At 70.7% G+C, this 13,236-nt stretch carries 10 protein-coding genes; 5 read left to right on the top strand and 5 right to left on the bottom strand.

Annotation, left to right across the window (positions count from 1 at the left end):
- Positions 1 to 30: 30 nt before the first annotated feature.
- Complete coding sequence (locus IPI43_05650; protein ID MBK7773608.1) at positions 31 to 519, bottom strand: glutathione peroxidase; 489 nt, start codon at positions 517 to 519, stop codon at positions 31 to 33.
- A 24-nt stretch (positions 520 to 543) separates the two neighbouring features.
- On the opposite strand from IPI43_05650, the gene IPI43_05645 reads away from it, so the two are divergent.
- Complete coding sequence (locus IPI43_05645; protein MBK7773607.1) at positions 544 to 1,314, top strand: hypothetical protein; 771 nt, start codon at positions 544 to 546, stop codon at positions 1,312 to 1,314.
- Here IPI43_05645 and IPI43_05640 read toward each other — a convergent pair.
- Complete coding sequence (locus IPI43_05640; GenBank protein MBK7773606.1) at positions 1,286 to 2,074, bottom strand: zinc-dependent peptidase; 789 nt, start codon at positions 2,072 to 2,074, stop codon at positions 1,286 to 1,288. The genes IPI43_05645 and IPI43_05640 overlap by 29 nt on opposite strands.
- A 170-nt stretch (positions 2,075 to 2,244) precedes the next feature.
- On the opposite strand from IPI43_05640, the gene IPI43_05635 reads away from it, so the two are divergent.
- The gene (locus IPI43_05635) at positions 2,245 to 3,450 is read left to right on the top strand and encodes a hypothetical protein (GenBank protein ID MBK7773605.1); all 1,206 of its coding nucleotides are present in this window, start codon (positions 2,245 to 2,247) and stop codon (positions 3,448 to 3,450) included.
- 692 nt (positions 3,451 to 4,142) lie between these two features.
- Here IPI43_05635 and IPI43_05630 read toward each other — a convergent pair.
- Positions 4,143 to 5,420, bottom strand: a complete 1,278-nt coding sequence (locus IPI43_05630) for a hypothetical protein (protein ID MBK7773604.1) — start codon at positions 5,418 to 5,420, stop codon at positions 4,143 to 4,145.
- 233 nt (positions 5,421 to 5,653) lie between these two features.
- Between IPI43_05630 and IPI43_05625 the strand changes: the two genes are divergently transcribed.
- A complete protein-coding gene (locus IPI43_05625) occupies positions 5,654 to 9,607 on the top strand; it encodes a hypothetical protein (protein MBK7773603.1) in 3,954 nt (1,317 codons plus the stop codon).
- A gap of 53 nt (positions 9,608 to 9,660) precedes the next feature.
- Here IPI43_05625 and IPI43_05620 read toward each other — a convergent pair whose 3' ends face one another.
- Positions 9,661 to 10,059, bottom strand: a complete 399-nt coding sequence (locus IPI43_05620; protein ID MBK7773602.1) for a translation initiation factor — start codon at positions 10,057 to 10,059, stop codon at positions 9,661 to 9,663.
- 100 nt (positions 10,060 to 10,159) lie between these two features.
- Here IPI43_05620 and IPI43_05615 point away from each other — a divergent pair, with 100 nt between their 5' ends.
- The gene (locus IPI43_05615) at positions 10,160 to 12,043 is read left to right on the top strand and encodes a DUF2723 domain-containing protein (GenBank protein ID MBK7773601.1); all 1,884 of its coding nucleotides are present in this window, start codon (positions 10,160 to 10,162) and stop codon (positions 12,041 to 12,043) included.
- Here IPI43_05615 and IPI43_05610 read toward each other — a convergent pair.
- Positions 12,033 to 12,437: a septum formation initiator family protein gene (locus IPI43_05610; protein ID MBK7773600.1), complete on the bottom strand. Its 405-nt coding sequence runs from the start codon at positions 12,435 to 12,437 to the stop codon at positions 12,033 to 12,035. The genes IPI43_05615 and IPI43_05610 overlap by 11 nt on opposite strands.
- An 83-nt stretch (positions 12,438 to 12,520) precedes the next feature.
- Between IPI43_05610 and IPI43_05605 the strand changes: the two genes are divergently transcribed.
- Entirely contained in the window at positions 12,521 to 13,009 is a 489-nt protein-coding gene (locus tag IPI43_05605) for a DUF2452 domain-containing protein (protein ID MBK7773599.1), read from the top strand.
- Positions 13,010 to 13,236 lie beyond the last annotated feature (227 nt).

Below are 13,236 nucleotides of genomic sequence, written 5' to 3'. Positions count from 1 at the left end.
CGCGCTGGTAAAGAGGCTGGGCACGTGGGTTCAGCTCAGCGCGCGCTCGATGGCGGCCACCAGCGCGGGGTCTTCGGGGGTGGTGGTGGGGCCGAAGCGCGCGACCAGCGCCCCGTCGCGACCGACCACGAACTTGGTGAAGTTCCAGCGAATGTCGCCCTTGCCCTCGGGGCCGGAGGCTTCGCCGCAGAGCCACGCGAAGAGCGGGTGCCGCGCGTCGCCGTTGACGTCGGTCTTGGCCATGAGCGGGAAGGTGACGCCGTAGGTGGTGGAGCAGAAGGTGGCGATGGCCTCGGGGCTGCCGGGCTCCTGCCCGCCGAACTGGTTGCACGGGAACCCGATGACCGAGAACCCCTGGTCTGCGTAGCGCTGCTGGAGCGCCTCGAGGCCGGCGTAGTGCGGCGTCAGCCCACAGGCAGACGCGACGTTCACGACCAGCACGGCCTTGCCGGCGAAGTCGGCCAGCGCGACGGGCTCGCCCGAGAGGCTGGACGTGGAGAAATCATGCAGGGACGCCATGAGGCATGGTGTACCACATGCGGCATGCTGCACACGCGCTCGCGTCATGGTCTCGTCTTCCGGCGGGTTGCCCTCGCCCTGTTTGCCACGGGCGGCCTCTCGGCCTGCGCCGGTCACACCGTGCAGGTGGAGACGCCGTCCGCGGCTCTGTCGGCCGACGAGCGGATCGCGCGGGCGCTTCTGGACGCTGCGGAGGCCGACCCGGACGAGGTGGTGAACGACCTGATCGCGCTCACGCCGGAGCAGCCGTCGCTGAGCTGGCGACGAGATGAAGCCGGCGAGCCCTGGGTGCAGCTCGTGGCCTGGACCGACTGGGACGGCTACCAAGCGCAAGTGGGACAGACCGTGCCGCTGGGGCGCGCCATCTGGGTGACCGCTGCGCCCGAGGTCCAGGAGTTCTGCCGTGGTACGGGGCTCACGGGCGAAGCCCTGAACGAGCGGCTGACGGAGTACCTGGGCATCCGCCCGGGGGCGGGCAAGCCCTACTTCGTGACGCTGTGGGCGCGGCCCAGCACGGTGGTGCGGCCGTGCGCCGACCCGAGCGTGAGCGCCACGACCTGCGCCGCGAGCGACGTGGCCGAAGACGTCCAGCTGGGCACGCACGCGCACCGCGCGTGGTTCGACGACCTGCGCGGGCGCTCCTACGGCGAAGGCGGCTACCCCTGGACGCGCCTCGGCTACACGTACGACTGGGCTGCGGGCGCGAGCGAGCGCGGCGCCAGCGAGTTCGTCATCCCCGCGCAGACCAGCGTGGAGATCGTCGCGTTCACGACGACGGACGAGTACTGCCGCTGACGGAGTGCGGCAGGTAGTAGAGGCGCAGCAGCCGCGCGAAGTCCGGGAACTGCTCCTCGAGCAGGTCGGGGCGCACGAAAAAGTACTCCGAGCACACCGCGAAGAACTCCTCGGGGGCCGTCGCCGCGTACGGGTCCACCAGACTCTCGTCCTCGCGGTCCGCCTCCACCAAGTCGCCGAGGGCCTCGAACGCCTGCTGCAGCACGGCCAGCCAGTGCTCGAACGGGATGGCGGGCGGCAAGGCTGGCGCGCCGTTGATCTCGCCGCTGCGTGCGTCCAGCTTGTGGGCCACCTCGTGCAGCACCACGCACGTTCCGTCGTCCGGGTTGGCCAGGTCTTCTTCGATCTCCGACCACGACACGATCAGCGGCCCCTTCTCCCACGCCTCGCCGACCAGGTCCTCGGTGTACTCGGAGATCACCCCCGTCTCGTCGCACTCGTCGCGCCGCTGGGCACGGAAGCCCCCGGGGTAGACGATGACGCTGGTCCAGCCACCCAGCTCTCGGAAGCCGAGGTGCAGCACGGGCCACGAGGCCAGCATGGCGATGGTGAGCGCCATGGCAGGTGTGACCTGCAGCCCGCCGGCCCCCACGAACTTCTTGGTGGCCAGGAAGCGCGCGGCGAACTCGCGCAGCCGCGCGCGCTCCCCTTCGGTGAGGTCGTCGAACCACACGATGCCCGCGAAGACGTCGTCCCAGAGCGCATCGGGGATGGGCTGAGGAGCTGGCTCGCCGAGCAGCCGACGGAAGAAGTCGAACATCGTGTCGGGGGGAGGGTAGCAAGCGGACCCCCGTCCGCCACGGACCAGTTGGTCACGGTAACGCGCGTGTGACGCCTCATCCCAACGTTGACGCCGATTGAAGAGATCGCGACCATCGCGCGTCTGGAGACCCCCACGCCAACCAGTCGAAGGCATCCCCTCTCATGGTCATGACTGGCCGCAACCTGCGGTTCGGTGAGCTAGCCCCGATCTCGGCCACCTCGGCCTTTCGCCTCTCCTCGGCGCGCGACCGGCACACCCAGCGTTCGGTGGTGCTGGTGGAGGCGCTGCGCCGAACACCCGCTTCGGAGAGGGCACTCCGACGGTTGATGCAAGCGCACGCGCTCCCGCCGCATCCCGCCATCGCCCCCACCCTCGAGGGGGAAGACTTCCTCGCGGACGGCATGGTGGTGCTGGACGTGCCCGCCTGCGTGGACCTCGACGGGCTCGTTCGCGTGGGCGCCGATGCTCGCTCGCGGGCCACGCACTCCGAGGCGGACGGCTTCATCGTGACCGTGCGGGACGCGTTGCTGGCGAGCGCGCGAGAGCCCGGCCGTGACCCGGCGGCGCGCTTCATCGGCACGCTGTGCTTTGGCAACCTGCTCTTCGCGCGCGACGGGCGCTTCTGGCTGGTGGGGCTTGGACACAACACCGCCGTGCAGGACGAGCATGGCGCGCTCGTGGCCCGCACGCGCTTCTTCCAGGCCCCCGAGATCTCGGTGGGCGGCGAGGCCAGCGAGCGCAGCGACTTCGTGGCGGTGCTGATGCTGCTGCGCGGCATGCTGGCGTTCGTGGACATCAACACGTCCATCGCGCGCGCCATCTCGGGCAACTCGCTGAGCGAGGACATCGAGCTGGTGCGGCGCATCATCTGGATCGAGCGCCACGTGGTGCACGCCAACCCCAACGAGCGGGCCTCGGTGGAGGAGACCATCGAGGTCTCCAACCGGGTGCGCGAGCTGATCGGCTGCCGCCCGGACCCGGCCGCGTTCGAGAACCGCGTCGCGCTCACGCTGGCGAAAGCCTACGGCCCGGTCGACCATGCGGCACGGCCGCCGCTGCGGACCAGCGTGACAGGCGCGTTCCTGGAGCGTGGCCAGGGTCCACGCGTGGATCTCGCGCGCCGAACGGTGCTGGCGCGCATGCTGGTGGTGCTGGTGCGCCAGCGAATCGACAACCCGGGGGCGTCACTGGACGTGATGGCGCTGTGCGCAGCGTGCTGGCCGGGGGAACGGATCATGCCGAGCGCGGCGGCCAACCGGGTGTACGTGGCCATCAGCGGGCTGCGGCGCGCGGGGCTGGCGGAGGACCTCGAGCACTCGGCGGCGGGGTACCGCATCGCGACCAGCGTGGAGTGCACGCTGGTCGACGACTGACGGCGATCGACAACCTTATTCGGACCTTATTCCCTCCCACACATGTCGAGGGGGCGTGAGATCGATGTATCCTGGGTTCTTGGGCACTCGAATGAGAACGGCGTCGTCTGGGGCAATGTGACGGGGCAAGGCGGCAGTGGGCGTGAAGAGTGGTTTCGCGGGGTCGTCGAAATCACCAAACCGCGAGAACGCCAGTAGACCTTCAGGAGACAACGCATGAAACGTCCTTCAATCGTCATGATCTTTGCCGTCCTTGCCTTTCCAGGTTGCGGCTTCGGTGAGGACCTCACATGGCCGCCCCCAAGCGGCTCCTACGCGTGCGATGAGTCGGCAACGCGGGGCATCTGCCACATCTACCAAGCGAGTGGGAACCAAACTCTCGAGAGTGCCCAGGCGAGTTGCCAGGGAACGGTGCGCACGGGCGGTTGCCCGACGGCCGACCTAAAGGGAGCCTGTGAGGACACGATGGGCCCAGAGGAGTTCTACTACGGGAACTACGTGAACTACGCGGGCAGTCCTTACAGCGCGGGCACTCAGTCGTCCCAGTGCCGAACGGATGGAAACACCTGGCACTCCGAAGCGGCCGCCGCAGGCCTGGCGACGCTTGCCGACTGATGCCCATGGCCCGCGCGGCGGGGTACGGCATCGCGACCAGCGTGGCGTGCACGCTGGTCGACGACTGACGGTGTGGGCTAGCGCGGGCGGACGCGCGTGCCGCTGGTGAGCTGGGCCGGGCGGTCGATGGGGGAGCAGCTGACGTTCTGGTCGATGTACGCGCCGTTGACCTCGTACAGGATCACGCCCGTCACCACGTGGTCGGACGGGCAGTGACGCGTGTGCGTCACGTCGGCCTGGGGATTGACGAGGCCTGGAACCGGTGGCGGCACGTTCTCGTAGGCGAGCCCGGCCCCGTCGGCCGTCCGGACCACCAAGCGACCGTCCTCCACGGAGACGCTGGTGCCCGCGCCCGGTGCGGCGATGCTGCGGTGTGCGCTGATGCGATTGATCAGCGCGTCGTTGCTCTCGATGGGACCTGGCTCCGACCACACCACCGGCTGACCCGCTTGGGCACACAGTCCCGTACGCAGCATCTCACCATAGAGCCGAGCCCGGCCCTGGTTCGCCCCCCGCGTGACGGTGCGGACCACCAATTGGACCGCGCAGACCTTGCCGTCCGAGCCACGGCCGACCACCGCCGACTGCACGATGCCGTCGGACTCGATGCGCCGCAGCGTGGCACCACTGGGCCCGGTGAAGCCCGCGCCAACCACCCGTGGGGTGAGGTTGATGCCCCAGTTGGTGCCATCGAGCGGTGCGCGCAGCGGTGGACCGACGAGCGCGGCGCAGCTGAGCGCCAGGCCGCCACGAATCACGCCCTGTGGGTTGGTCTGGGCGAGCACGTTCACGGCCAGGCTGTTGGCGGGGCAGTCCACGCGCGGCTGCCAGTTGGCGCAGTCGGGCGTCACCGCCGACTCGCTGCTGTTCATGGAGACCACGGTGCCGTCGGCCTCCACGCGCGAGAGGTGGATGCGCACCCCCGCGATACGGTCGCCGGTGGTGGTGTCCGGGGTGTTCGGCAGGCAGACCTCGAGGCCCGTGATGAAGGTGGCCGCAGGGGCGTCGACGCTGCGGGTGACCACGCCGGCAGTCACTGACATGCACGACGGAGCGCTGCGCTCGAAGTCGTAGTTCGACACTACGCCCGGCCCCCGGGTGCGCGACTTGACGATGCAGGTATTGTTGCCGGAGTTGATGAACGCGACGCCCGCGATGGGCAGCGGCTCGGTGCCTGTGTTCAGTGCGCGCGGCGTTCCGGTGCGCCCCGACACCGGCGTGGATGTGACGTCCCCGTTGTTGTAGCGGAGTGACCGCGCAAAGCGGTTGAACTGCGCCGATGCACCGTCCGCCTGAGACCCCCATGCGAGGGCCACCATGAGGCCCCAGCTCGCAACCCGCTTCACGTTTACCATGACTGTTCTCCCTTGGTATTGTCTCGCCCGCCCGCGCCGCGAGGGGACGGCGCTCAACGTACGCCGCGGCGGTGGTGGACGACCTTATTCGCTCCTTATTCAAACATCCACCGTGTTGATGTCTGGCTAGAAGGTCTATCCTCGACCACGCCGGCCACAGACGTGGGCGGCGGGCGCAGCAACGCCGTGGAAGAGGTGGGTTCTTGGGCACGTCATTTTCTGGGGATTCAGGGGTGGGTTCTTTCATGCGGGCCGCGGCGCTGGTCGCGCTGGCCATGGCGCTGCCCGCCTGCGGCGGCGGTGGAGTGACCCCCGGAGGCGACGCTGCAGTGCGCTGCAGCAGCCAAGCGGACTGCGACGACGGCCTCTTCTGCAACGGCGTGGAGCGCTGCAGCCCCGACGACGACGCCGCGGACAGCCTGGGGTGTGTGGTGAGCGCGGGCTGCCCCGTGGGCCTGTGTGAAGAGAGCACCGCGCAGTGCTTCGCGGACTGCACCGGCAACCCCGACATCGACGGCGATGGCGTGCGCTCCGTGGTGTGCGGAGGCGCCGATTGCGACGACGACGACGCGAGCCGCTTCCCGGGCAACGCCGAGGTGTGTGACGGGGCGGGGGTGGACGAAGACTGCGACCCCAGCACGGTGGGCGAGCGCGACGTGGACGGCGACGGCGTGAGCTCGGCGCTGTGCTGCAACGGCGCCGCCTGTGGGCAGGACTGCGACGACGCACGGCGCGGCACCAACCCGAGCGTGCCCGAGGTGTGCGACGGCCTCGACAACGACTGCGACGGGACCGTGGACGAGGGCCTGCTGGTGGAACTCTTCCGCGACGCCGACCACGACGGGGTGGGCATCACGGCGTCCACGGCGCTGGCCTGTCCGGGCGCGCCGGGCTTCGCGAGCGGGAGCGGCGACTGCGACGACACGCGCGCCTCGGTGCGGCCCACGGCACCCGAGATCTGCGACGTGCTCGACAACGACTGTGACGGCGCCACGGACGAGCACACGCTGGCCGTGCCCTGGTACGTGGACGCCGATGGCGACGGCTGGGGCGTGGTCAGCGCCGACGCGCTGCCGGTGGACTCGTGCGTGCCGCCGGCCAACCGGGCCATTCGCCTGGGCGACTGCAACGATGGCGACGCGAACGTGGCGCCCACGGCGCGCGAGCGCTGCAACGGGGTGGACGACGACTGCAGTGGGCGCGCTGACTTCAAGATCGGGGCCCACGACTTCGAGGACGACGACAGCGATGGCGTGCCGGACGCGGCCTGCGCTGCGGCCACCGCGGACTGCAACGACCGCGACCCGACGATCGCGCCGGGTGGGCTCGAGCTGTGCGATGTGTGGGACAACGACTGCGACACGATGGTGGACGAGGGCGCTGCCGACCGCGCGTGGTATGCGGACATGGACGGCGACGGCTTCGGTGACCCCGCCGCCACGGTCAGCTCGTGCGCGGTCATTCCCGGACGCGTGCTGGACGCGAGCGACTGCGACGACCTGAACGGCTCCACGAACCCGGGGCGCTCGGATGCCTGTGGGGGTCAGCCCCAAGTGGACGACGACTGCGACGAGGACGTGGACGAAGGCGGCAACGCGCTCTCGTTCTTCACGGACGCCGACGGGGACGGATACGGCACGGGCACGGCCATCGTGGCCTGCCAGAGCGACGCGGCGACCGCGACACGCTCGGGCGACTGCGATGACACGGACACCCGCGTGAACCCCGCGGCCCTCGACGACTGCGCCGCGCTGGCCACCGTGGATGACGACTGCGACGGCCGGACGGACGAGACGCTGGCCCCCCGCGTCTTCTACACGGACGGTGACGGCGATGGCTACGGCGCCGGCGCGCCGATGGAGGGCTGCACCCAGCCGGTGGGCACCAGCGTGCTGGGCGGCGACTGCAACGACAACAGCGCGGCGCGGAATCCCGGCGTGCCCGACGACTGCGGCACGACGATCGGGGTGGACGACGACTGCGACGTGTCGGTGGACGAAGACCTGGCGCCGCGGACCTACTACCGCGACAACGACGACGACGGCTACGGTGCGGGCGCGGCGCTGATGGCCTGCGTCATCCCGTCTGGCCATGTGGCAACCGCGGGCGACTGCGACGACGCCAGCGCCACCCGCAACCCGGCAGTCCCGGACGACTGCACGCGCGTGGCGCTGGTGGACGACGACTGCGACGGCATGGTGGACGAGGGCGCCATGCTCACGGCGTGGTACCGCGACACCGACGGTGATGGCTTTGGCGCCGGCGCGGCCACGCTGGCCTGCGCGGCGCCGGCTGGGCACACGGCCACGGCGGGGGACTGCGACGAGTCGCGCGTGGCGGTGAACCCGGGCCGCAGCGACACGTGCACGGGGCTCGCAGGCATCAACGACGACTGCGACTCCATGGTGGACGAGGCCGTGATGCCCACTGCCTGGTACAGCGACGGCGACAGCGACGGCTATGGGACCGGCGCCGCCGTGCTGGCCTGCGTGGCACCGGCCGGACATGCGGCCCTCGGGAGCGACTGCAGCGACGCCAACCCGCAGCGGAACCCCGGCCGCGCCGACGACTGCACCACGACGCTCGGCACCGACGACGACTGCGACATGACGGTGGACGAAGACGCGACCATCTCGGTCTGGTATCGCGACCAGGACATGGATGGGTTCGGCAACCCCGCGATGATGATGAGCGCGTGCGGCGCGCCAGCCGGCTTCGTGAGCAACAGCACCGACTGCAATGACGCGGCCTTCGCGGCCAAGCCCGGCGCCACCGAGGTGTGCAATGACGTGCTCGACAATGACTGCGACGGGGACGCCGACTGTGACGACTCCTCGTGCGCGCTGGGCTGCCCCACGCTCACGGTGATGTCCGGCGGGACGCAGAGCGCGGCGCTGCACATGCCCTTCGGCGCGCCCATCGAGGTGATGCTGACGGACGGCATGGGGATGCCCATCGCAGGGCGCACCGTGTCGATGTTCACGGAGGGCGTGAGCACGGGGGCGAACTATTCGGACGCGAGCGGCTACGTGGGCGTCACGGATGCGATGGGTCGGGTCACGTACACGCCGCGTGCTGGCCTCGGGCTGGGCGTCGAGACGGTGGAGTTCGCGTCGCTCGGAGTGGCCTCCACCACGGCGGCGCTGACGGGCACGGCGCCGGCGGCGGGCACCATCTTCACGGTGGTCAACGGCGCGGGCTCGACCACCTATGGGAGCGTCCCGGGGCCCGCGAGAGACGCGCGCGGCTCGGTGGGGGGCCAGTACAACTCGCTCGCCATGCTGGGAGATGGCAGCTTCGCCTACACAGCCGGCGACCGGATCCTGCGCGTCAGCAACAGTGGGCGGACGACCGTCCTGGCGGGAGGGGGCGCCAGCTCGCTCACACTCGCGAGCGATGGGGCTGCAGCAACCTCGGTTGGCCTCTCGGCCATCGGGGGAATCCTGATCGCGGGCAACCCTGCGGTGAATCGCCTCTACTTCGAGTTCGGCTGCCGAGTCTGGTCCGTGGACCTCACGAGTGGCCTCCTCGACCACGTCGCTGGGACTGGCACGTGCAGCTACACCGGTGACGGGGACCAAGCCACGCTGGCGACTCTCAACAATGTGGTGGACCTGGCGGTGAGCGACACGGGTGTGGTGTACCTCACACCCGAGAGTGGCGGAGGGGGCCTCCCCGTGCGGTACATCGACACAGCCGGCGTGATCCGAACGTTGATCACGGGGGGTGACGTGTCGGGCACGCTCCTCGTCAGCGGCCTCGTGAAGTATGTGGCCCCCATCCCAGGATCGGTTGATGTGTATGTGCTGACGCACATCAGCAACTTCAACCGGTACGCCATCCTCCGCGTGGCGCCGGACGGGAGCTTCACGGTCGTTGCTGGCGGCGGTGCGGACGCGACCGGAGAAAGTGTCGGCGCGCTCTCCGCGGACCTCGAGCTCGGACCGGTCGCCGCCTTGGGCGATGGTTCCATCGTGATCGCGGAGCGGAGCCGCGACCGGCTCCGGCGGATCACGGGAGGCGTCATCACCACCATCGCGGGCGTGAGCGGGATGGGTGGCTTCATGGGCGACGGCACGACGGCCGGCAGCGCGCGTGTGGACCAGCCCGAGGGCGTGGAGGCGTGGCGGGGGTCGCACATCCTCTTCATCGACACCCTCAACGCACGGGTGCGCGCCATTTGGTGAAGGGCTGCTCGTGGCGCGCGCGCCCTCGGCGAGGCGCACACGGTGGGCGTGCGTCAGTTGCCGCGCACCACCCGTGACGCGCCGCGGGCCTCGAGCCAGTCCGCGGCGCGGCTGACGAGGTCGCCGAGCAGGATCACCTCGCCGTCCTCCACGCTCGCGCCGCAGCCGAGCGCCCGCTTCATGTCGGTGGCCCAGCGGTCGAGCTCGCTCGCGGGGAGGCCGCGCACGCGCGTGACGGTCTTCCCGCCGCGCCCCTTCTTCTCACGCTGGAGCACCAGCTTGCCCAGTGCCGCAGGCTTGGCGCTGGCCGGATGCGGGGCCTCCGACACGTCGGACACGGGCGTCTCGGCCGGGGCAGGCAGTGCATCCCGCAGCCCGCCGAGCGCGGCAAACGGGCTGTGGAAAGGCGCCGCGTTGGTGCTGGGTGCGGTCTTGGGCGGGGGTTTGGCCACGCGCCAACGTAGCCGAGGCGCGCCGCACGGGCGAGACGAGCGCCCCCGGGTCCACGCAGGCGTTTGACCCGCTCACCCGGCGCGGCCCATCATCGCGCCGATGCGCGCTCCCCTCCCCCGTTGGGTGGCCACCTTTGCGGCTGGCACCGTGCCCCTCGCGGTGTTCGTGGGCACCAGCTCGGGCGTGGCGCACTGGCTCGACACGGGGGAGTTCGTGGCGGTCGCGTCCGACCTGGGCATCTCGCACCCCCCGGGGCACCCGCTGGCCGGGCTGACGCTCAGCTTCGCGCGCATCCTGCCCCTCGGGCCGCTCGCGTTTCGGGTGGCCCTGGTGTGTGCCCTCGCGGCAGCCACGGCGGCGGCGCTCATGCAGCGCGCGGGGCGGCACGTGCTGGATGCGCTCGGCCTGCGCGAGACCACCTCGGACGTGCTCGCGCTGGGCGCCACCCTCTTCACGGTCCTCACGTACTCGTGGTGGTTCCAGGGCGTGCGTCCCGAGGTCTATGCGCTCGAGGCCGCGCTCTCGGCCCTGATCCTCGAGCGCGCCGTGTACATCGAGTCGCGCTTCCCGTTGCGCGACACGCACGCCGTGCGCGTGGCCGCAGTGGCGTTCGGGTTGGCCCTCACCACGCATCACTTCTTGGCGCTGCTGCTGCTGCCTGCGCTGGCCCCCACCATGGCGCGGGTGGTCCTGGCGCGTGGCGCGCGCCCGCTGGCCCAGGCTGCCGCGCTGGTGGCCGCGGGGCTCATGCTCTACCTCTACCTGCCCATCCGCGCCGCGCGGGATCCCCTGCTCACGTTGGGCGACCCCACGTCTCCGGGGCGCTTCTACTGGGTGGTGTCGGCCGCCGCCTTCCAAGGCAACCAGGGTGACGGGGTGCCCCTTCCGCTCGGCGAGCGCTTCGCCGACGTGATCATGCAGCTGCTGCTGGACCTGCACCCCTTGGGGCTCTGTGCGGCGGTACTGGGGCTCTACGTGCTCACGCGCTTCACCAAGACGCGCCGGCTGGGCGTGCTGCTGGGGCTGGTCACGCTGGTGTTCGTGGCGGGACGCGCCTGGCTCGGCTTCGTGCGGGACAACCCCGACGCGCTCGGCTACCTGCTGCCCGCGTTCATGGCGCTCGGGCTGCTGGGCGCGGCCGGGGTGGGAGTCGTCGTCGGGCTGATCGAGCAGCGCTGGCCCCGCGCGGCGCTGGCGCTGGTGGCTCTGCTCGCGTGTGGATCGTTGGTACAGATACCGCTCCACCACGAGCAGGCCTCATTGGCGCGCTTCGACGTGGCCGACCGGTTCGACGACGCGCTGGTGCGCAACCTGCCCACGGGCGCAGTGGTGTTGCTCTACTCGCCGCAGACGGTGTTCCGCGTGATGGGCACGCTCGGCGAAGAGCGGCTGCGCCCCGACGTGACGTTCGTTCCGATGCCGCTGATGCACTACCCCAACCTGCCGGCGCGCATGCTGTCCGAAGCGCCCGAGCTGCGGCAGCTCTTTGCAGGGCTCGAGCTGACCGGGGACCTGCGCGAGCCGGACCTGCAGTCTCTCGCGGCGGAGCGTCCGCTCTTCATCGAGCTGGACGCGCGCGTGCCGCTCTCGCTCTACGAGACACTGGCCCCCGAGGGGCTCTACGTGCGGGTGCTGGCTGGCGGCGCCACCGACACCGACATCCAAGAGGGCCGCGCGGGACAGCAAGCGCTCTGGACGGAGCTGCTGGCGGAGGCGGGGCCCAACCTGGACCCCGAGACGCGCGCGCAGGTGCTGTACCGCCGCTTCCACGACGCGATGTTCCTGGCGGCGGTGGGCGACCGTGAGGGCGCACGCGCGGCCATCGACGTGGTGCTGCGCTTGGCGCCCAGCGAGGCGCTGGCGCTGGCCCTGTCCGCGGCGCTGGCCGTCCCTGACGAGACCGGCCCGGTCGACCGCGCCCTGATCGAGGCGCTCTTCGGGCAGCTGGACCGCGACCCGTCTGCGCCAGCCCCTACTCGTTGAACTGGAAGATGACCTCGCCCGGGCGAACCATCCCCAGCTCGTCGCGCGCGATGCGCTCGATGGCCCCTGGGTCCGACCGCAGCGCCTCGACCTCGCGCTGGAGGTCGCGCACCTCGCGACGCATGCGCTCGTTCTGGGCGTCCAGGTCCACCTGCTCCGCTTGGAGCGCGCGGTAGCGGGGCAGACCCTCCTCCGCGAGGATGCGCAGCGGCACCGCCACGATGGCGCACACCAGCATCGCGAACGGCAGCAGCCAGGTGAGGCTGCGCTGAAGGTCCACCACCACGTCTTGGCTCGCCCCGGGCAAGGTGGTCTCGGACGCGGGCGCTTGGCTGCGCTTGGCACGCGGAGCAGGCGCAACTTCTGCGTCGAGCGGTTCGTCGTCCTCGGACATGGGCGGAGTGTGCCCTGCACGCCGGCCAGCGCCAGTTTTCGCCAGCTTTTGCTTCTGCGGCGAGCGCACGCTACCTCTTCGTGATGGACGACCAAGGCGCTCGGGCAGACAAGGGTTCCGACGAGCGGCATCGCGGACGCGAGGCGAGCTCGCCCTACCCCGTCAGCCGTCTGGCTCCCGCCTTCCACATGGAGGACCTCGCGGCACGCGTGGAGTCCTCGAACGCTCTGGTGAACGCGGTCACCACGCGGCGCCTCGAGCTGATCGCCGAGCAGATGCGCAGCCTCCGCGCCCAGGCCGAGGCGGTCCTGCGCGACGCCGAGCGCGACCTGCGCCTCAACGCGGCCCGCTGCCCGTTCCGCCGAAAGCCCGGGCAGACGTACCACCTCTACCGCGACGACCAGGGCGAGCTGTTCTTTTCCATGCTGTCCCCGGAGGACTGGGGCACGCGGGCCCCCGCCGCGTTCGAAGGCTCGTTTCGTCTCGAGGCGGACCAGTCGTGGACCCCGGCCGAGGAGACCGAGAGCCGCGACGCCCGACGGTTCGAAGTGTTGCCGTTGTTGCCGCGGTGAGTCCGAGTCCGAGGCCGAGTCCGAGGCCGAGTCCGAGGCCGAGACGGAGACGGAGTCCGAGACCGAGTCCGAGGCCGAGGCCGAGTCCGAGGCCGAGGCCGAGTCCGAGTCTGAGGCCGAGTCCGAGGCCGAGGCCGTCGTGAACGCCACTGAAGGGGGGCGGCCCATGCTCCGACCGCCAGACAGCGTGGTGGCAGGCTGATGAAAGCGGCCGTCCTGGCCCGTGC

This window comes from Sandaracinaceae bacterium (assembly GCA_016706685.1).
Taxonomy (GTDB): domain Bacteria; phylum Myxococcota_A; class Polyangia; order Polyangiales; family Houyiibacteriaceae; genus JADJJE01.
This window is presented reverse-complemented; position numbering and strand designations above follow the sequence as displayed.

Bases quoted from the DNA above. Each gene is read 5' to 3' on its own strand.
- IPI43_05610 (MBK7773600.1), bottom strand. From the start codon at position 12,437: ATGTCCGAGGACGACGAACCGCTCGACGCAGAAGTTGCGCCTGCTCCG.
- IPI43_05615 (MBK7773601.1), top strand. From the start codon at position 10,160: ATGCGCGCTCCCCTCCCCCGTTGGGTGGCCACCTTTGCGGCTGGCACC.
- IPI43_05645 (MBK7773607.1), top strand. From the start codon at position 544: ATGCTGCACACGCGCTCGCGTCATGGTCTCGTCTTCCGGCGGGTTGCC.
- IPI43_05640 (MBK7773606.1), bottom strand. From the start codon at position 2,074: ATGTTCGACTTCTTCCGTCGGCTGCTCGGCGAGCCAGCTCCTCAGCCC.
- IPI43_05650 (MBK7773608.1), bottom strand. From the start codon at position 519: ATGGCGTCCCTGCATGATTTCTCCACGTCCAGCCTCTCGGGCGAGCCC.
- IPI43_05605 (MBK7773599.1), top strand. From the start codon at position 12,521: ATGGACGACCAAGGCGCTCGGGCAGACAAGGGTTCCGACGAGCGGCAT.
- IPI43_05635 (MBK7773605.1), top strand. From the start codon at position 2,245: ATGACTGGCCGCAACCTGCGGTTCGGTGAGCTAGCCCCGATCTCGGCC.
- IPI43_05630 (MBK7773604.1), bottom strand. From the start codon at position 5,420: ATGGTAAACGTGAAGCGGGTTGCGAGCTGGGGCCTCATGGTGGCCCTC.